The 17,718-nt window shown below is 67.1% G+C and carries 14 protein-coding genes; 10 read left to right on the plus strand and 4 right to left on the minus strand.

Features of this window, described 5'->3' with window-relative positions:
* The first annotated feature begins 32 nt into the window (after window positions 1-32).
* Window positions 33-722, plus strand: a complete 690-nt coding sequence (locus ACQR1I_RS06820) for a class I SAM-dependent methyltransferase (protein WP_434869044.1) — start codon at window positions 33-35, stop codon at window positions 720-722.
* A 122-nt stretch (window positions 723-844) separates the two neighbouring features.
* On the plus strand, window positions 845-1,477 hold the full coding sequence (locus ACQR1I_RS06825; protein WP_434869043.1) for a hypothetical protein: 633 nt from the start codon (window positions 845-847) through the stop codon (window positions 1,475-1,477).
* 262 nt (window positions 1,478-1,739) lie between these two features.
* On the opposite strand, the gene ACQR1I_RS06830 is transcribed toward ACQR1I_RS06825, so the two are convergent.
* A complete protein-coding gene (locus ACQR1I_RS06830) occupies window positions 1,740-3,404 on the minus strand; it encodes an aminotransferase class III-fold pyridoxal phosphate-dependent enzyme (protein ID WP_434869042.1) in 1,665 nt (554 codons plus the stop codon).
* A gap of 35 nt (window positions 3,405-3,439) precedes the next feature.
* Here ACQR1I_RS06830 and asd point away from each other — a divergent pair, with 35 nt between their 5' ends.
* The 6 genes from asd (at window position 3,440) to ACQR1I_RS06860 (ending at window position 10,340) form a co-directional block, all read left to right on the plus strand.
* Window positions 3,440-4,315 carry an archaetidylserine decarboxylase gene (asd, locus tag ACQR1I_RS06835; protein WP_434869041.1) on the plus strand — a complete coding sequence of 292 codons (876 nt, stop codon included), beginning with the start codon at window positions 3,440-3,442 and terminating at the stop codon, window positions 4,313-4,315.
* Window positions 4,316-4,421: 106 nt separating this feature from the next.
* Window positions 4,422-5,366 carry an NUDIX domain-containing protein gene (locus ACQR1I_RS06840; RefSeq protein WP_434869040.1) on the plus strand — a complete coding sequence of 315 codons (945 nt, stop codon included), beginning with the start codon at window positions 4,422-4,424 and terminating at the stop codon, window positions 5,364-5,366.
* Window positions 5,367-5,485: 119 nt separating this feature from the next.
* Window positions 5,486-5,995 carry a (2Fe-2S)-binding protein gene (locus ACQR1I_RS06845; protein ID WP_434869039.1) on the plus strand — a complete coding sequence of 170 codons (510 nt, stop codon included), beginning with the start codon at window positions 5,486-5,488 and terminating at the stop codon, window positions 5,993-5,995.
* Window positions 5,992-7,008, plus strand: a complete 1,017-nt coding sequence (locus ACQR1I_RS06850; protein ID WP_434869038.1) for an FAD binding domain-containing protein — start codon at window positions 5,992-5,994, stop codon at window positions 7,006-7,008. The genes ACQR1I_RS06845 and ACQR1I_RS06850 overlap by 4 nt, the downstream gene beginning before the upstream one ends.
* Before the next feature lie 4 nt (window positions 7,009-7,012).
* Window positions 7,013-9,217: a xanthine dehydrogenase family protein molybdopterin-binding subunit gene (locus ACQR1I_RS06855; RefSeq protein WP_434869037.1), complete on the plus strand. Its 2,205-nt coding sequence runs from the start codon at window positions 7,013-7,015 to the stop codon at window positions 9,215-9,217.
* Between the two features lie 223 nt (window positions 9,218-9,440).
* Window positions 9,441-10,340: a DUF3313 domain-containing protein gene (locus ACQR1I_RS06860; RefSeq protein WP_434869036.1), complete on the plus strand. Its 900-nt coding sequence runs from the start codon at window positions 9,441-9,443 to the stop codon at window positions 10,338-10,340.
* Between the two features lie 214 nt (window positions 10,341-10,554).
* On the opposite strand, the gene ACQR1I_RS06865 is transcribed toward ACQR1I_RS06860, so the two are convergent.
* Genes ACQR1I_RS06865 through ACQR1I_RS06875 form a run of 3 tightly spaced genes read right to left on the minus strand, consistent with a single transcriptional unit; the run spans window position 10,555 to window position 15,276 of the window.
* On the minus strand, window positions 10,555-12,516 hold the full coding sequence (locus tag ACQR1I_RS06865; RefSeq protein WP_434869035.1) for a MacB family efflux pump subunit: 1,962 nt from the start codon (window positions 12,514-12,516) through the stop codon (window positions 10,555-10,557).
* A complete protein-coding gene (locus tag ACQR1I_RS06870; RefSeq protein WP_434869034.1) occupies window positions 12,516-13,799 on the minus strand; it encodes an efflux RND transporter periplasmic adaptor subunit in 1,284 nt (427 codons plus the stop codon). Before ACQR1I_RS06870 ends, ACQR1I_RS06865 begins: the two co-directional genes overlap by 1 nt.
* A gap of 34 nt (window positions 13,800-13,833) precedes the next feature.
* The gene (locus ACQR1I_RS06875; protein WP_434869114.1) at window positions 13,834-15,276 is read right to left on the minus strand and encodes an efflux transporter outer membrane subunit; all 1,443 of its coding nucleotides are present in this window, start codon (window positions 15,274-15,276) and stop codon (window positions 13,834-13,836) included.
* A 254-nt stretch (window positions 15,277-15,530) separates the two neighbouring features.
* Between ACQR1I_RS06875 and ACQR1I_RS06880 the strand changes: the two genes are divergently transcribed.
* Window positions 15,531-16,298 (plus strand): response regulator, encoded by a 768-nt coding sequence (locus ACQR1I_RS06880; RefSeq protein WP_434869033.1) that lies wholly within the window; start codon window positions 15,531-15,533, stop codon window positions 16,296-16,298.
* Entirely contained in the window at window positions 16,288-17,658 is a 1,371-nt protein-coding gene (locus ACQR1I_RS06885) for an ATP-binding protein (RefSeq protein ID WP_434869032.1), read from the plus strand. The genes ACQR1I_RS06880 and ACQR1I_RS06885 overlap by 11 nt, the downstream gene beginning before the upstream one ends.
* Window positions 17,659-17,718: the final 60 nt, after the last annotated feature.

Genomic DNA, 17,718 nt, shown 5'->3' on the forward strand with positions numbered 1-17,718 from the left:
TCAGATTCAATCCAAACGTAGTGAGATGTGAGATGGCAGAAACCATGAAGCTCGACGGCGCGCGTGAGCTCGATTTCGACCGCGAGCAGGTCGAGCAGGCCTACGACCGCTGGGCGCCGGTCTACGATCTCGTGTTCGGCGGCGTGTTCGAGAAGGGCCGCAAGGCCGCGATCTCGGCCACCAACAAGATGGGCGGGCGCGTGCTCGAAGTCGGCGTCGGCACCGGCATCTCGCTGCCGCTCTACGCGCCGCATGTCCGCGTGTTCGGCACCGACATCTCCGAGGCGATGCTCGGCAAGGCGATGCGCCGCGTCGCCGATCAGCGGCTGAAGAACGTCGAGGGTCTGGCGGTGATGGATGCCGAGAACCTCGACTTCCCAGACGATTCCTTCGACGTCGTGATGGCGCAATATGTCGTCACGGCCGTGCCGAACCCCGAGGTCGCGCTCGACGAGTTCGCCCGCGTGCTGCGACCCGGCGGCGAGCTGATCATTCTGACCCGCGTCAGCGCCGATGACGGCCTGCGCCGGGTGATCGAGCAGGCGCTGCAGCCGGTGGTGCGCCGGCTCGGCTTCCGCACCGCCGAGTTCGGCTGGTCGCGCTACATGCGCTGGCTCGCCGGCGCCGAGCGCATGGAGCTGGTCGAGCGCCGCCTGATCCCGCCGCTCGGACACTTCTCGCTGGTGCGTTTCCGCAAGATCGAGCGTTCCGCGGCGGCCTGACGCCGCGCCCAGCCGCGGCAGAGTTCCGCGTTCCCGTGTCCTGACGTGTGACAGCTCGATGTTGTCACATCACCTACATCGAATCCCCTTACACGCCTTGCAACTCAGTCCTTGGAGCAACCATGATCAAGCACTTCCTGGAGCAGCTGCGGATCCAGCGCTGGGACGACCATCGCTATTATCACCATAGCCGCATCAATCAGAGCCTGCATTTCGTCAGCGCGGTCAGCTTCATGATCGCCTATGTGATGATGGTGTTCGATCCGCTGATCTCGGCGCTGATCGGCTGGCTGGTGTCGATGACCTCGCGCCAGGCGGGACATTTCTTCTTCGAGCCGCGCGGCTACGATCATATCAACCACGCGACGCACGAGCACAAGGAAGAGATCAAGGTCGGCTACAATCTGCAGCGCAAGGTCGTGCTGATGACGATCTGGGCTGCCGCGCCGGTGGTGCTGTATCTGCAGCCGTCGTTCTTCGGCCTGTTCACGCCCTGGGCCTCCGCGATGGATTTCGCGCGCGAGACCGCCAAGCTGTGGCTCGTGATCGGCGTCGGCGGCCTGATGTTCCGCACCATCCAGCTGTTCTTCATCCGCGACGTCGAGACCGGCTTGGTCTGGATGACCAAGATCCTCACCGACCCCTTCAACGACTTCATGCTGTACCGCAAGGCGCCGATCGCCCTGCTGCGCGGTGAGCTGATCGACCCCGGCCTCGACCTGATCGGCGAGGGCCTCGAAGAGCAGCACGCCTGAGTCGGATGCGATCAGAGCGGCGCGATGCCCGGGCCAGTCCCGGGCATCGGTGTTTATGGGATTGTCGATGCTGAGACAGGCAACTTTGCCGTTGGGTTACCCCGTCATGCCCGGGCTCGTCCCGGGCATCCACGTGGTTCTCAGAATGCCGAACGACGTGGATGGCCGGGACAAGCCCGGCCATGACGATGTGGAGACGGATGAGCGCACCACTCAGATCGTCAAATGCGATTGTTCTGCCCTCCCAGAGAGGGCAGCGAGATCAGCGCCGGACAACGGCGCCGAGCATCTCCTTCAGGATCTGCCGCTTGATCGCCTTGTTGGTGAGCGTGCCGTCGTTCCACCACCAGCCGTCCTGCTTCATTGTCTCCGCGGCCGCGACGAAGCGCCTGGTCACCTCGGCGAAATCTGCGTCGGTGTAGTTCAGGCTGAAGATCAAGCGGCCGGTGCCCACCCAGCTCAGCGCCAGGCCTTCGGCGCGCAGATAGTATTGCAGCATCCAATTGTAGCGCGACGGCGCGGTGTATTCGACCAGCCAGATCGACTGCATGTTGGACACGCGTACCGGCAGGTCCTTCGCAGTCAGCTCCGCATTGAGCTGCGCGGCACGTCGATTCCAGGTGTCGTCGAGGCCATCATAGATCGCGCGGAAGTTCGGGCTGTCGAGCCGGCTCAGGAACTCGTCCATCGCCGTCATGACGTAAGGGTGCGAGTTGAAGGTGCCGCGGGCGAAGCAGATGTCGGCCGGGCGGTCGTCGCGGAAGCGGCGCATCAGCTCCTTCTTGCCGCAGACCACGCCGATCGGCAGGCCGCCGCCGAGGCTCTTGCCGTAGGTCACCATGTCGGCCTTGACGCCGAAATATTCCTGCGCGCCGCCCGGCGCGAGCCGGAAGCCGAGGAACACCTCGTCGAACAGCAGCACGATGCCGCGCTCCGTGCACACCTCGCGCAGTTGCTTCAGCCAGGTGGTGTACGCCGCGCGGTCGTAACGCCCCTTGCGGGAGGAATCGACCAGCGCCGAATCACCGGGCGCGTTGCCGTTCGGATGCAGCGCCTGCAGCGGATTGACCAGCACGCAGGCGATGTCGCGCCGCGTGCGCAGGACATGCAGCGTGCGCTCGGACATCTCGGCCAGCGTGTAGGTCTCGTGCGGCGCGATCGGATTGCCGACGCCGGGCTGCACGTCGCCCCACCAGCCGTGATAGGCGCCGGCAAAGCGCACCAGATGGCTGCGGCCGGTGTGGTAGCGGGCGAGCCGCACCGCCTGCATGACCGCCTCGGTGCCGGACATGTGGAACGAGACCTCGTCCATGCCGGACAGCTCGGTCAGCCGCTTCACATTGTCGGCGACGACGGGATGATACAGCCCGAGCACCGGTCCGAGCGCCTGCGCGCGCCGCTCGGCGGCCGCGATACACTCCTTGTAGAAGTCGTAGCCGAAGATGTTGACGCCGTACGAGCCGGTCAGGTCGTAGAACTGGTTGCCGTCGAGATCGGTGATCGTCACGCCGGACGAGGACTGCATGAACGAGCCGGCGCCGAGCTGCTCCTTGACCAGTCTGCTGTACTGGAACGGCACCCGGTAGGCCTGGGTGAACTGCAGGTCGGAGATGCGGCTCGCGGCCTCCGCGGTCAGCGCCCGGCTCTTGGCGAACCTCTCCTGGAACAGCGCGCCGAGCCGGAAGAAGCCGTCCTGCCGCTGCATGGCGATCGCCTGGGGCGCGCCGTCGGAGCGGAAGAAATGTTCCATGTCGAACTCATAGCGCGGGATCAGCTTGGAGATTCGGCGCGACATCTTGGAATGGCCGGCCAGCGAGCGGTGCTTTGCGCGCGACAGTTCGATGCGGGCCTTGACCTTCGGGGCTACTGCGGCTGTCACGGCAGCGCCAACGGCGAGCGATACATAAGGAATTGAGTTTTCCATCATGTCCAAAAGCGCTAACCACTCCTGCTGACAGATTCATGACAGTCAAAAGCCTGATCACCTCCTTCACCCAACAGGAAGACCTCAACTTCCTGCTCACCAACCGCGTGCCGCGCGCCGCGCTGACCCGCTTCATGGGCTGGTTCTCCAAGATCGAGAACCCGCTCGTCCGCGACGCCTCGATCGCGCTGTGGAAGCTGTTCTCCGACCTCGACCTCTCAGAGGCCAAGGAGAGCCACTTCAACAGCCTGCACGCCTGCTTCACGCGCGAGCTGAAGCCCGGCCTGCGGCCGTTCGATCCCGATCCCGCTGTCGTCACGACCCCGTCGGACGGCATCATCGGCGCCCACGGCCTGATCCGCGACGGCGAGCTCTACCAGATCAAGGGCGCACCCTATTCGTTGAAGGATTTGGTCGCCGATCCCGCCGTCGTCGAGACCCATCGCAATGGCAGCTTCGTCACGATCCGGCTGACGTCGAGCATGTATCACCGCTTCCATGCGCCGGATGACATGACGCTCGAGCATGTCAGCCTCATCCATGGCGATGTCTGGAACGTCAATCCGATCGCGCTGAAGCGCGTCGAGCGGCTGTTCTGCAAGAACGAGCGCGCCGTGATCCGCACGCATCTTGCCACAGGCGAGCCGTTCACCATCGTGCCCGTCGCCGCGATCCTGGTTGCGAGCATCCGCCTGCACGCGCTCGACCGCGTATTGAACGCGCAGACCGAGCGGCCGCTCTCTTATGTCTGCAACAAGCAGGTGGCGAAAGGCGACGAGCTCGGCTGGTTCGAGCATGGCTCGACCATCATCCTGCTCGCGCCGGGCGACTTCACCTTCGCTCCAGGCATCGCCGAGGGCGCGCGTGTCCGCGCCGGCCAGCCACTGTGGCGCAGGCGCGTCGCCGCGCCGTGAATGTGAGCTACTGGGAACCCAAGCTCGATTTCGTCGTTGCGCGTCGTCATGTCCTGGCGTTGAACTGGCGAATCAGCAGGCTGCAACCGGCAGCATGGGAGAGGCGATGGCGAGAGCGCCGATCGTGGCGGCAGGGGGCATCGTGCTGCGGCGGGAGCAACCGCCGCGGATCGCGGTCGTGCGCCTGCGCAAGCGCGACGAATGGGTGCTGCCGAAGGGCAAGCTCGACGACGGCGAGACGCCGCGCGATGCCGCCAAGCGCGAGGTGCTGGAGGAGACCGGTCACAGGGTGACCGTGCACGAATTCCTCGGCACCTTGGTGCACGACACCGGCACGCGCTCCAAGGTCGTGCACTACTGGCGCATGGAGGCGGCAGGCGAAGCGTCGCAGCCGCTGATGGACGATGTCCGCGCGGTGGACTGGCTGCCGCTCGACGCTGCAGTGGATCGGCTGTCGCGCGATCACGAGAAGACCTTCCTGGAAACGGTCGGGCCGTACGCGCTGGCCGGGCTGATCCGCAAGACCCGCGCGAAGCCCGCGCTCGAGCCGGCCAGCACGGCGCCTGCCGAGAATGCGGGGGTCGAGAAGCCGGCGCCTGCCCGGCGGCGTCGTGGCCGCGTGACGGAGCAGCCGGCGCCGTCGCAACTCCCCGACGCTCCGGTTCCCGCGCTGGAGCCCGCCGCGGCGATCGTCGAGTCGACGCCCGAGCCCGTGCTGGAGCAGGCACCGATGCCCGCGGCTCCCGACATGACTCCGCTGCCGGTGCCGACCGATCCGGTCGCCGCGCAGCCTGATGCGCCGGAGCGCGTGCCCGCGGATCTTGCGCGCATCGAGGCCGTGGCTGCGGCGATCAAATCACTTGTGCCGCCACCGGCGGCGCCCGCTGCCGAAAGCGGCCGTCAAAGCGAGGACAAGTCTCCGGCCATGCCACCCGCGGACGTGGGCGGTGCGTCGCGCGAGCACGCCGACGCAGCAGCCATGGACGCGCCGGACGGCCGGCCGCGCACCCTGGCTCAGAAGATGCGGGCGTGGCTCGGCCGCGCCGCCTGAGCGCATTGCGCAGCTTGCAGCGCCCGCCGGGGTAGGCGCGCCTTCCGTCGTCCGAAAAATCGATGAGAACCAATCGCGCCATCGCGGGTTGACGCGGGTCCGTCAACGGAGACCCCCGCATGAGCCCGTCGCGCGAGAGTGCCGCACCTCTCACCAAGCCCGCACCGCTGTCCATCACGCTTCGGATCAATGGCGAGAGCCGCACGCTGTCCGTGGCACCCTGGACGACGCTGCTCGACCTCCTGCGCGATCATGTCGATCTCACCGGCACCAAGAAGGGATGCGATCACGGCCAATGCGGCGCCTGCACCGTGCTGATCGACGGCCGTCGCGTGCTGTCCTGCCTGACGCTCGCGGTCATGAAGGATGGCGCCGAGATCACCACCATCGAGGGGCTCGCCAAGGGCGATGAGCTGCATCCGCTGCAGCAGGCCTTCATCGATCACGACGCCTTTCAATGCGGCTATTGCACGCCCGGCCAGATCTGCTCGGCCGCCGGCCTGATCGCCGAGGGCAGGGCGAAGACGAAAGACGAGATCCGCGAACTGATGAGCGGCAACATCTGCCGCTGCGGCGCCTATCCGAACATCGTCGGCGCGATCGAGCAGGCGATGGGAGGCAGTCGATGAACAATTTCGACTACGCGCGCGCCAGCGATGTCGCTGATGCCGTCAGGCTGAAGGCAGGCGTGCCCGATGCAAAGTTCATCGCCGGCGGCACCAATTTGATCGACCTGATGAAGTATCGGGTCGAGCAGCCCCCCCGCCTGATCGATATCAGCCGGCTGCCGCTGACCACGGTAGAGGAGACCAGCGGCGGCGGCGTCAGGATCGGCGCGCTCGTGCCGAACAGCACCTTGGCCTATCATCCCCTGATCGAGAGCCGCTATCCGTTGCTGGCGAGCGCGATCCTCGCCGGCGCCTCGGCGCAGCTGCGCAACATGGCCTCGACCGGCGGCAACCTGCTGCAGCGGACCCGCTGCGCCTATTTCTACGATGTCGCCACGCCCTGCAACAAGCGCAACCCGGGCGCAGGCTGCTCCGCCACCGAGGGCCTCAATCGCAACCATGCGATCCTCGGCACCAGCGCGGCCTGCATCGCCACCCATCCCTCCGACATGTGCGTCGCGCTCGCCGCGCTCGACGCCACGGTGCACGTTGCTGGGACCCAGGGCGAGCGCGTCATCGCCTTTGCCGACTTTCACCGGCTGCCCGGCGATCGCCCCGATCTCGACAACACGCTGCAGGCCGACGAGATCGTCACCGCCATCGAGCTGCCGGCGCAGGGCTTTGCCGCGAACTACAGCTATCTCAAGATTCGCGACCGCCTGTCCTACGCGTTCGCGCTGGTCTCGGTGGCCGCTGCGCTCGCGCGCGATGGCGATCGCATCGCCGAAGCCCGCCTCGCGCTCGGCGGCGTCGCCCACAAGCCGTGGCGCAGCGAGGCCGCGGAATCGGTTCTGTGCGGACAGACGCCGAGTCCTGAGGCGTTCGGCCGGGCGGCGGACATTCTGCTGAGGGATGCGAAGCCTTACCGGCACAACGCCTTCAAGCTCCCGCTCGCCCGCCGCGCCATCATTCGTACGCTGACGCAGGCCGCGAACGGCACGCCGCAGATTCAATCCATCAAGACCATCCGGTGATCGCATGACAGCTCACATCGGCACTGCCACCTCCCGCGTCGATGGCCGCGCCAAGGTCACCGGGGCCGCAAAATATGCCGGCGAGTTCACCGCGCCCGATCTCGCCTTCGGCGTCGTCGTCAGCTCCACCATTCCGAGAGGCCGCATAGTCAGCATCGACAGCAGCCGCGCACGCGCGGTCGAGGGCGTCATCGATGTGCTGACCCACACCAATCGCGTCCGCATGGCCGACAAGGACGACGGCTACCGTGACGAGGTCGCGCCGGAGGACGGCTCGCCCTATCGCCCGCTCTACGACGACCGGGTGCATTTCAACTTCCAGCCGGTCGCGCTCGTCGTCGCCGAGGATGAGGACACGGCGCGCTTCGCGGCGACGCTTGTCGACATCAGCTATCACAGCGAGGAGTTCGCGACCGATCTGCATGCCAAGCGCGAGCAGGCGTTCAAGGTCGACAAGCCGGTGAAGCCACGCGGGGATGCGACCAAGGCACTGGCCGGCGCGCGGGTGCGCCAGGATGCGGACTATGGCGTGCCGATCGAGTACCATAACCCGATGGAGCTCTACGCCTCGACCGTGCTTTGGAAGGACGGCGGCAAGCTCGTGGTCTACGACAAAACGCAGGGCGTGCAGAACGTGCAGCGCTACGTCTGCAGCGTATTCGAGCTGAGGGATGAGGACGTCCAGGTGATGTCGCCTTTCGTCGGTGGCGCCTTCGGCTCCGGCCTGCGGCCGCAATACCAGGTCGCGCTCGCCACCATGGCGGCGCTGAAGCTGAAGCGGTCGGTGCGGGTCGTGCTCAGCCGGGCGCAGATGTATGGCCTGTGCTATCGGCCGGCGACGATCGAACGGCTGGCGCTCGGCGCTGATGAGGACGGCACGCTGGCGGCGCTGACCCACGAGGCGATCGCCATGACGTCGCAGCACGAGGCGTTCTCGCGCAACGACATCGGTTGGGGCGAGGTGCTCTACACCTCCGAGACGTCGCGCGCGACGCATCGGCTTGCCAGGCTCGACGTGCCGACTCCGGGTGACATGCGCGGGCCCGGCGCCGCCAGTGGCGTCTATGGGTTGGAATGCGCGATGGACGAGCTCGCTGTCGCGCTGAAGATGGATCCGCTCGAGCTGCGGCTGCGCTGCTACTCCGACCGCGACCAGGACAAGAACCTGCCGTTCTCCAGCAAGCGGCTGAAGGAGTGCTATCAGCAGGGCGCCGACGTCTTCGGCTGGTCGAAGCGCAACCCGGAGCCGCGTTCGATGCGCGACGGTCGCGAACTGGTCGGCTGGGGCATGGCGAGCGGCGCCTGGGAAGCATTGCAGATGCCGTTTGCGACCCGTATCGTGATGACGGCAAACGGCCACGTCGAGGTGGCGAGCGCCACGTCCGACATCGGCACCGGTACCTACACAATTATAGCCCAGGTCGCCGCAGACATGCTCGGCGTTCCGCTCGACAGCATTACGGTGAAGCTCGGTGATTCCAGTCTGCCGAAGGCGCCGGTCGAGGGCGGCTCGTGGACGGCGGCGTCGATCTCGCACGCCATCGTCAATGCTGCAGATGACATTCGCGCCGAACTGCTGAAGATGGCCCAGACCATGCCGGACTCGCCGTTGCAGGGTTTGACCGCCGACGCGGTGACCTTGGTCGACGGCGCCGTCGTCGCAATCGCCGATCGCAGTCGGTCGGTGGCGATGTCCGACGTGATGCGCCATGGCGGCATGGATCGCATCGAGAAGGAGCGCGGCTCGGAGTTCGAGGACGACGACAAGCACGCCCATAACACGCATTCGGCGGTCTTCGCCGAGGTGAAGATCGACGAGGAGCTCGGCGTCATCAGGGTGACGCGCATCGTCAATGCCGTCGCGGCGGGACGCATCCTCAACACCAAGACGGCCGCTAGCCAAATCATGGGCGGCGTGGTCATGGGGATCGGCATGGCGCTGCACGAAGAAGCGCAGATTGATCATCGCTTCGGGCGCATCATGAATGCCAACATCGCCGAGTATCACATGCCAGTGAATGCCGACATTCACGACATCGAGGTGATCTTCGTCGAGGAGGAGGACCGCATCATCAACAAGATGGGCATCAAGGGCGTCGGCGAGATCGGCATCGTCGGCGTGCCCGCTGCGATCGCCAATGCAGTCTATCACGCCACCGGCAAACGCGTGCGCGACCTGCCGATCACCTTGGACAAGCTAGTGGGGTGAGCGTAGGCGGATCTCGAACATGGTTGCCGCAGAGGCTGTGCCACGGCATCGCCTCGGCTTGGTGCATGAACGCCACGGCTGCGACAAACTCGCCGCACTCTCTCCTTTGTTGGCGCCGGTGCCGTGACATTCTTCCACGCTTCCGCCCCACGCTGTCCGAATTGTCGGAGGACAAGCAGGCGCCGCCCGCGATGGGCGATGCACAGAGCAGGGCGGTCCGGGCATGGTCGACGGCAAGGTCGGGGCTTTCGTCAGATCAGGTCGCGGAACGATCGGCATCCATCTCGCGGTGCTGTGCACGGGCTTGAGCCTCGCCGGCTGCGCCACGGCGCCGATGACGCAGAGCGGCGCGCTCCGTTCCTATCAGACGCTGGCGGAATCGAACGGTGTCCTTGCCAAGTCGCTGCTCGACGTCAACAAGGACAGCGTGCTCGCGGCGTCGACCATCCGCATCATGCCGACATCGTTTTCAGGAGAAGCGGGCGCGGTGCTCACCGTCGAGCAGCGCCAACTGGTAGCCAACGCGGTGGACCGTGCGCTGTGCCTCAATTTGAGCGAACGTTTCACCGTCGTCGCGCCGAACGAGCGGGCGGATCTGACCACGCGCACCTTCATCACCCAGGCCAGCCCGACCGATCCGGTCGCCGCAGGGGCCTCCAAGGTCGTCTCCGCGGTGCCGGGCGCGCTCGGCGTTCCCGTGCCGGTGCCGCGGCTGCCGATCGGGCTCGGCAGTCTGACGATCGAAGCGGAAGCGCTCGATCGCAAAGGCCAGCAGCAGGCCGCGATGGTGTGGGCGCGCGGCGCCAACTCGTTCACCAATTCGCCCGTGCTGTCGCAGGCGGGCGATGCCTATGATCTCGCCAGTTCGTTCAGCGCCGATTTCGGCCAGATGCTGATCACGGGTGAAACGCCATTCGGCAAAGCCCCCAAGCTGCCATCGATCGACCGCATCGGGGCGGCCCTCGGCGGCAAGCCGAAGAACGCGGCCTGCGAAGCGTTCGGCCGGGACCCGGGCCTGATCGGCATGGTCGCCAACCGCCTCGGCGCCCCGCCCGAATGGGTCGACAAGGGCGCCGTCGCGAAGGATGCGCCGGCGGGGACGCAGGTGGCGGCGAAGCGGTAGCCAGCGGCACAACAACGCTGTGGCACGATGCCGGCTCACACTCCGTTGTCGTCCCGGCGAACGCCCGGACCCATACCGCGTGATGTGAATTGGCGGAACGGCTGCGCGTCATCTTCCTTCGTAATCAAGTTCAGCGGTGGTTATGGGTCCCGGCGTTCGCCGGGACGACGGCTCTTTACGTGGCGACCCGCCGGGTTGACCGCAGCCAATGGAACTACTCCCTCGCCAATGCCGTGGCCGGATCGAGCCGGGAGGCGTTGCGGGCGGGCATGTAGCCGAAGGCGATGCCGATCGCCATGGAGATCACGGCGGAGCCGGCCATCGCGAGCGGCGAGTAGATCAGCTGGAAGCCGAGGTCGAGCGCATTGAAGGCCGCGCCGAATCCGATGGCGAGGGCGAGCCCCAGCGCGCCGCCGAGCAGGCACACCAGCACCGCCTCGATCAGGAACTGCATCAGGATGTCGCTGCGCCGGGCGCCGACCGCCATCCGCACGCCGATTTCGCCGACGCGCTCCGACACCGACACCAGCATGATGTTCATGACGCCGATGCCGCCGACCAAAAGCGAGATCACCGCGATGGCTGCCACCAGCAGGGTCAGCACCTGCGTCGTGCTCTCGACGGTCTTGCGGATGTCGTCGGTGTTGAGGACGAAGAAATCCTTGGCATTGTGCCGGGCAGTCAGCAGCGCCGTCGCGGCGCGCTCGGCTGCAGCCATCGGCGTCGCCTCGTCGACGCGGACGCTGATGCTGCGCAGCACCTGGTTGCCGAGGAAGCGCGCCTGCACCGTGGTGTAGGGCAGATAGACGATCGGCGTCGAGCTGGAGCCGAACCCGGCCTGCTGCTGCTTGGTCACGCCGACGATCCGGCACGGCACCTTGCCGATCAGGATCACGCTGCCGAGCGGGCTGACATCCGTATCGGGAAACAGCGCCTTGCGCGCATTGTCGTCGATCACGGCATCCTGCGCATAGGAGCGCACGGTGTCGGCGTCGAGATAGCTGCCCTCGGCGAGCTCGGTGTTCTTGACCCGGAAATACTGCTCGCCCACGCCCGAGATCTGCGCGCTGACCTCGGTCGCGCCGAAGCGCAGCGTGCTCGTCGTCGACACCGTCGGCGAAATCGCATCGACATAAGGCTCCTGCGCCATCACCCTGGCGTCGGCGAGCACCAGCGTCCTGATCTTGCCGGAGCGCGTGTCGCCGAAATCCTTGCCGGGAAAGAATTCGAGCGTGTTGGTGCCGAGCCGGTTGATGTCCTTCAGCACCCTGGCCTGCGAGCCGCTGCCGAGCGCGAGCACCATGATGACCGAGGCGACGCCGATGATGATGCCGAGCATGGTGAGGAACGCGCGCATCCGGTGCGCATTCATGGCGAGCAGCGCCATCCGCGCCGCTTCCCGGAAGCGATCGACCTGGCTGCGCCACCACGAGGACATCGCGGGGGGGTGATCCTCGACCGTTGCGGGCGGCGTGATGACCGATCGCTGCGGATTGGGCCGGTCGGAGAGCACGCGGCCGTCCTGGATCTCGATGATGCGCCGCGCCCGCTGCGCGACGCCGGCATCATGCGTGACGATGATGACGGTGCGTCCGGACGCACTGATCTCGTCGAGAATGCGCAGCACCTCGTCGCCGCTGGCGCGATCGAGCGCGCCGGTCGGCTCGTCGGCCAGGATCACGTCGGGGTCGTTGACGAGGGCGCGGGCGATCGAGACCCGCTGCTGCTGGCCGCCCGAGAGCTGCCCCGGCGTATGGCCGCTGCGGCTGCCCATGCCGAGCCGCTGCAGCAGCCGCTCCGCCTTGCTGCGGCGAGCGTCTGGCCCGAGGCCGGCATAGACGGCGGGCACTTCGGTGTTTTCAGCGGCGGTGAGTTCGCCGAGCAGATGATAGCGCTGGAAGATGAATCCGAAATGCTCGCGGCGCAGCGCCGCCAGTTCGTCCGGATCGAGCGAGCCCATCTCGCGGCCGGCGATCCGGTAGCTGCCGGAGGTCGGCCGGTCGAGGCAGCCGAGGATGTTCATCAAGGTCGATTTGCCGGAGCCGGATTGGCCGATGATGGCGACCATCTCGCCGCGCGCGATCCGGATGTCGACGCCACGCAAGGCATGCACCGTGCTCTCGCCCGACGCGTAGCGCCGGCCGACATCCTGCAGGTCGATGAGGAGGTCCGCCATCACATGCCTCCAGCGTTGGGCGGCGGCGGCATGATCGTCTGCTTCGGGCCCTGGTCGGGCGCGGAGATGACGACGCGGTCTCCCTCGCGCAGGCCGGACGTCACCTCCGCCCGGATCTTGTTGTTGAGGCCGATCCGCGCGCTGCGCTTCTCGAGCTGGCCGGCGCCGTCGAGCACGCGAACCGGGTAGCTGCCGTCGGCAGCAGCGTTGCCGAGCGCTGATGACGGGATGGTCAGCACGTTGCGGGCCTCGCCGAGCAGGATGTGGACCTCGGCGGTCATGTAGGTCATCAGCCGCCCGTCGGGATTGGCGATATCGAAGACGCCGTTGTAGTAGATCGCCGTGGAGGAGGACGACGTGCTGGAGCTCGACGTCGTGGTCGTGGTCGAGGAAAAGCTCGAATCGCTCTTGATCGATTCCGGGGCGGGCTCGATGGTGCCGAGCGTCGCCTGGTAGCGGCGGTCGGGATCGCCGAGGATCGTGAAGTAGACGTTCTGTCCGGGCCGGACCCTGACGACATCCGCTTCCGAAATCTCGACGCGTACGATCATGGTTTCGACCTGGCCGAGCACGACGATGGTCGGTGCCGATTGCACGGCATTCACGGTCTGGCCCTGCTGCGTGACGATCGACAGCACGCTGCCGTCGATCGGCGCGGTGATCCTGGTGTAGCCGAGATTGACGCGCGCCGTTTCGATCGCGACCTCGGCCTCGATGATCTGCGCCTCCAGCTGCGCGATCTGCGCCTCGGTCTGCTTCACGGTGGCCTCGGCGCTGTCATAGTCGGCGCGCGATGAGGCCTTCTGCGCCAGTGTCGTCTGCTGCCGCGCCAGATTGGCCTCGGCGAGCGCCAGCGTGGCCAGTTTCTCGTCGCGCTGGGCACGGACGTTGCGCAGGCTCGCTTCGTTGGTGCGCAGCGTATTCTGCTGCGTCAGCGAGTCGATCTCCCCGATCAGATCGCCGGCCCTGACCTTCTGGCCAAGCTTGACATTGAGCGCGACCAGACGCCCCGATGCCTGGGCGCCGACCGCAACCAGCTTGACCGGCTTCAACGTGCCGGTGGCCAGCACCGTCTGCTCGATGTCGCCGACGGTGACGGGGGCCGTCATCAGGCTCGCGTTTGGATTGCTCCGGTATCGGTTGGCGATCAGGCCGGCGGCGAGCAACACGGCCACGCCGATGGCAAGCCACATCCGGCGACGCGGCCGCTTTGATTTTGTCGGCGGCGAGAGGCTCTCGTCGGTCGCGACCGGCCGGGGCATTTGGGGCAGGGGTGCATTCATTGAACGGTTCGCTTTTGATGCTTGGAACGGCACGTCACCTGGGCATCATGGTCTGTGCGAGATGCGGCCCCGTGCCTTCGTCGATAATCTCGGGCACCGAGCTGTCGATCGGGCCGGTCCAGCCGCCGCCCAGCGCCTTGGCCAGCGCCACGTAGTTCTTTGCGAGCGTGGCGCGGCTCGCGAGCAGGCTGTCCTCGGCGCTGAACTGCGAGCGCTCGGCGTCGAGCACGTCGAGGAAGGTGCTGGATCCCGTCTGGTACAGCGCGCGCGACAGCCGCGCGGCTTCGCCATACCGCCGCGCCGACTCGCTCAGGCTGCGGATGCGCAGGCGCTCCTGGCCGAGGCCGACGATGGCGTTCTCGACATCCTCGAGCGCGCTCAGCACGGCGCTGCGCCACGCGACGTGATGCTCATCGCGCTGCGCTTCGGCGATCTCGACGGCGGCGCGCAGCTTGCCGCCGTTGAAGACCGGGACAGACACGCTCGGTCCGATCGACCAGCCGATGGTCGAGCTCTTGCCGAGATCGCCGAGCTTCAGCGCCGTCGTCGAGACCGTGCCGGTCAGGCTGACGTCCGGGTACAGCGCGGCGGTCGCCTGTCCGATCTTCGCGGTGAATTGCGCGAGCTGGCGCTCGGCCTTGCGAACGTCGGGCCGCATCACCAGCACGTCGGCGGGAATGCCCTTCGACAGTGGCAGGCGCGGCGAGGGGATCGGCAGCGCCCGCGCCAGCCGCTGGCTCAGCGCGGCGGGATCGCGGCCGAGCAGCACGCCGAGGCGGTGCACCGCCTGCTGATAGCTGCTCTCATAGCTCGGAATGGTGGCTTCCGTGCTGGCGGCCAGCGCGCTCGCTCTGGCGGTGTCGACCGCGGACGCCGAACCGGCCTCCTGCTTGCGCTCGGTGAGCGCGGCGGTCTCGCGCTGCGAGGCGGCGGTGCGCCGTGCCAGCGCCGCCCGCGCCTGGTAGGCGCGCGCGTCGATGTAGTTCGAGGCGACGTCGCCGATGAGAGTCAGAAGCGTCGCGCGCAGATCGTCCTCGGCGGCGTCGACGCCGTAGGTCGCGGCTTCAACCGCGCGGCGGTTGGCGCCGAACAGGTCGAGCTCCCAGCTCGAATCGAAGCCGGCCTGATATTGGCTGTACGTCGTCGGCGCGATGGCGATGCCGCTCGTCGCCGTGCCGGCGCTGCGGGTTTCCGTCGCCGTGCCGGTGCCGCTCACCGACGGAAACAGCGCGCCGACCGCCTGGCGTTGCGTGGCGCGGGCCTCGCGGATACGGGCCTTTGCGGCTGCGACGTCGAGATTGCCGCCCACCGCCTCGCCGATCAGCCGACCGAGCTCCGCGTCGCCGAGATTGCGCCACCACTGCGCGAGCTTGAGTGCCTGAGCGGGCTGGTTGCGATCGCTGCTCCAGCGCTGCGGCACGCCGAAATCCGGCTTGACGTAGTCGGGACCGACGGCGCAACCGGCGAGCAGCGGCATGGCGAGACAGAAAGCGAGCGGGACGGGCTTCACGGGCTGAGGTTGTCGCGGTTGGGGCAGGACCGCGCTGGCCGAAGAGCCACGGGCTTCCTTGCTGATGCTTGTTCGATGCCGCGACCCTAGGCGCGCCGCCCATTGCGCAGGATTAAGTCGCGTGAAGAAATGTTTCCGCCTTAACAATACAGCTTGATTTCGCCACGATCGCAGCCCGGTTCGGGCTGTTCTTTTCGGCGCAGATCGACCATGTTCTGCGCATGATGTCGTCACACAATACCGTCGTGGCCGTCGACGCGAACATGCCGGCTGCTGCGCGCATCCTCTGCGTCGAGGATGACCGCGAGATCGCGGCACTGCTCACCGAGCTGTTGCAGGAGCACGGCTTCGCGCCGCGTTTCGTGTCGTCAGCGGCGGCGATGAACGAGCTCCTGCAGCGCGAGCAGGTCGATCTCATCATGCTCGATCTGATGCTGCCCGACGAGGACGGCATGAGCATCTGCCGCCGGCTGCGCCAGATCTCGACCGTGCCGATCATCATGGTGACCGCGAAGGGCGAGGACATCGACCGCATCCTCGGTCTCGAGCTCGGCGCCGACGACTACGTGGTCAAGCCGTTCAATCCGCGCGAGCTGGTGGCGCGCATCCGCGCGCTGCTGCGCCGCTCGCAACTGCATCCGGCGGTGATCGCCGCGCGTCAGGCGGCGATGAGCTTCGATGGCTGGCGCATCGAGCCGGCGACGCGCACGCTGTTCGATCCGGACCGCGTCAAGATCACCTTGACCAGCGCCGAGTTCGACATCCTCCTCGCATTCTGCCGCAACGCCGGACGGGTGCTGTCGCGCGAGCAGCTGATCGAGCTGGCGCATGGCGGCCAGGCCGGGCCGGTCGAGCGCAGCATCGACGTTCACATCAGCCGCATCCGGCAGAAGATCGAGCCCGGCGCCAGGAGCTGGAGCCTGATCAAGACCGTGCGCCTCGGCGGCTACGTCTTCACGCCAAAGGTCGAGAGCCTCGATGAAGCCTGATCGCAAGACATGTCCGCGGCTCGGCCTCACCACGCAGATCGTGACGCTGGCATCGCTGTCGGTGCTGTTCGGCATGGTGCTGATGATCGCCGCCGCGCTGATGTTTCTCGATCCGCCGGACGAGCAGGAATCGCCGGCCTACGGCGTCGCGCGGGTGGCCGAGGCGGTGCACTTCGTCCGTGCCGCGAACGATCCGGTGGCGGTGGAGAGCAGCCTGTCCAGCCTGCGCAGCTCCGGCATTCAGGTCGAGCTGGTGCCGCTGACCGCGCTGACGCTGCTGGCGAAGCCGGTACCGAACGTGCCGTTGACCTCGAAACTGGCGCGGCGCCAGCTCGCCGTGCTGCGCGACGTCACCTTGCTCCATGGCGTCAGCTACGGCGCGGCGCCGCCGACCCAGATCATCGTGCAGATCGACGGCGAGCGTGCGCTCGTGTTCGACGACGTGCCGCGGCTGGAGTTCTGGTCGATGGTGCTCAAGCCGGCCGCGGTGTTCCTGTTCCTTATCCTGATCCTCGGCGTGCTCTTGTCGATCTATGCGGCGCGCGCCATCATCCGGCCGCTGTCCGACGTGGCGCGCGCGGCGGCCGCGTTCGGCCGCTCGCCGGGCGCGCAGGAGGCTCTGAGCCGGCGCGGCCCGCGTGAGATCGTCCAGGTCGCCGAGGCCCTGAACGACATGCAGGCGCGCATCCGCGCGCTGCTCGACGACCGCACGCGGATGCTGGCGGCGATCAGCCACGATTTGCGCACGCCGCTGACGCGGCTGCGGCTGCGCTCCGAGCGGATCGGGCAGGGCGACATGCGCAACGCCATGCTGCGCGACATCGACCAGGTCAGCCGCATGCTCGACGAGACGCTCGATTACTTGCGCGACGACACCAAGGCCGAGCAGCCGGCGCGCATCGAGCTGGCGAGCCTGCTGGAAACGATCTGCTGCGACTTCGCCGATGTCGGCCACGCCGTCAGCTTCGATGGACCCTCGCGCTTGGTCTGCGAGGGCCGGCCGCGCGCGCTGTCGCGCGCCGTCACCAACGTGGTCGAGAATGCCGTCAAGCACGGCAGCGTGGTGATGGTGAGCCTGTCGGCGGCGTCCGACGGCATGATCGCGATCGAGGTCGCCGATGACGGCCCGGGCATTCCGCAGGCCTTGCAGGCGCGCGCGCTGGAGCCGTTCGTCAAGCTCGACCAGGCGCGCTCGGCGGGCGGCTTCGGCCTCGGCCTGTCGATCGCACAGGAGATCATGAAGAAGCACGATGGCGGCATCGCCTTGATGCCGAACACGCCGCGCGGCCTGCGCGTGCGGCTGTCGCTGCCGCTGCCCGCCGCATTGCCGGCGCCGGCCGTCGCGGCAAAGGTGGCGTGAGCGGTGACGAATGAGATAAGGCCCCGCCGGTACTGAACCGGCAGGGCCTTGGCGCGTGCT

It is taken from the genome of Bradyrhizobium sp. HKCCYLS2038 (assembly GCF_051167655.1).
GTDB lineage: Bacteria > Pseudomonadota > Alphaproteobacteria > Rhizobiales > Xanthobacteraceae > Bradyrhizobium.

Bases quoted from the DNA above. Each gene is read 5' to 3' on its own strand.
- ACQR1I_RS06865 (WP_434869035.1), bottom strand. From the start codon at position 12,516: ATGGCGGACCTCCTCATCGACCTGCAGGATGTCGGCCGGCGCTACGCG.
- ACQR1I_RS06840 (WP_434869040.1), top strand. From the start codon at position 4,422: ATGGCGAGAGCGCCGATCGTGGCGGCAGGGGGCATCGTGCTGCGGCGG.
- ACQR1I_RS06825 (WP_434869043.1), top strand. From the start codon at position 845: ATGATCAAGCACTTCCTGGAGCAGCTGCGGATCCAGCGCTGGGACGAC.
- asd (WP_434869041.1), top strand. From the start codon at position 3,440: ATGACAGTCAAAAGCCTGATCACCTCCTTCACCCAACAGGAAGACCTC.
- ACQR1I_RS06855 (WP_434869037.1), top strand. From the start codon at position 7,013: ATGACAGCTCACATCGGCACTGCCACCTCCCGCGTCGATGGCCGCGCC.
- ACQR1I_RS06845 (WP_434869039.1), top strand. From the start codon at position 5,486: ATGAGCCCGTCGCGCGAGAGTGCCGCACCTCTCACCAAGCCCGCACCG.
- ACQR1I_RS06850 (WP_434869038.1), top strand. From the start codon at position 5,992: ATGAACAATTTCGACTACGCGCGCGCCAGCGATGTCGCTGATGCCGTC.
- ACQR1I_RS06860 (WP_434869036.1), top strand. From the start codon at position 9,441: ATGGTCGACGGCAAGGTCGGGGCTTTCGTCAGATCAGGTCGCGGAACG.
- ACQR1I_RS06830 (WP_434869042.1), bottom strand. From the start codon at position 3,404: ATGATGGAAAACTCAATTCCTTATGTATCGCTCGCCGTTGGCGCTGCC.
- ACQR1I_RS06880 (WP_434869033.1), top strand. From the start codon at position 15,531: ATGATGTCGTCACACAATACCGTCGTGGCCGTCGACGCGAACATGCCG.
- ACQR1I_RS06870 (WP_434869034.1), bottom strand. From the start codon at position 13,799: ATGAATGCACCCCTGCCCCAAATGCCCCGGCCGGTCGCGACCGACGAG.
- ACQR1I_RS06875 (WP_434869114.1), bottom strand. From the start codon at position 15,276: ATGCCGCTGCTCGCCGGTTGCGCCGTCGGTCCCGACTACGTCAAGCCG.
- ACQR1I_RS06820 (WP_434869044.1), top strand. From the start codon at position 33: ATGGCAGAAACCATGAAGCTCGACGGCGCGCGTGAGCTCGATTTCGAC.
- ACQR1I_RS06885 (WP_434869032.1), top strand. From the start codon at position 16,288: ATGAAGCCTGATCGCAAGACATGTCCGCGGCTCGGCCTCACCACGCAG.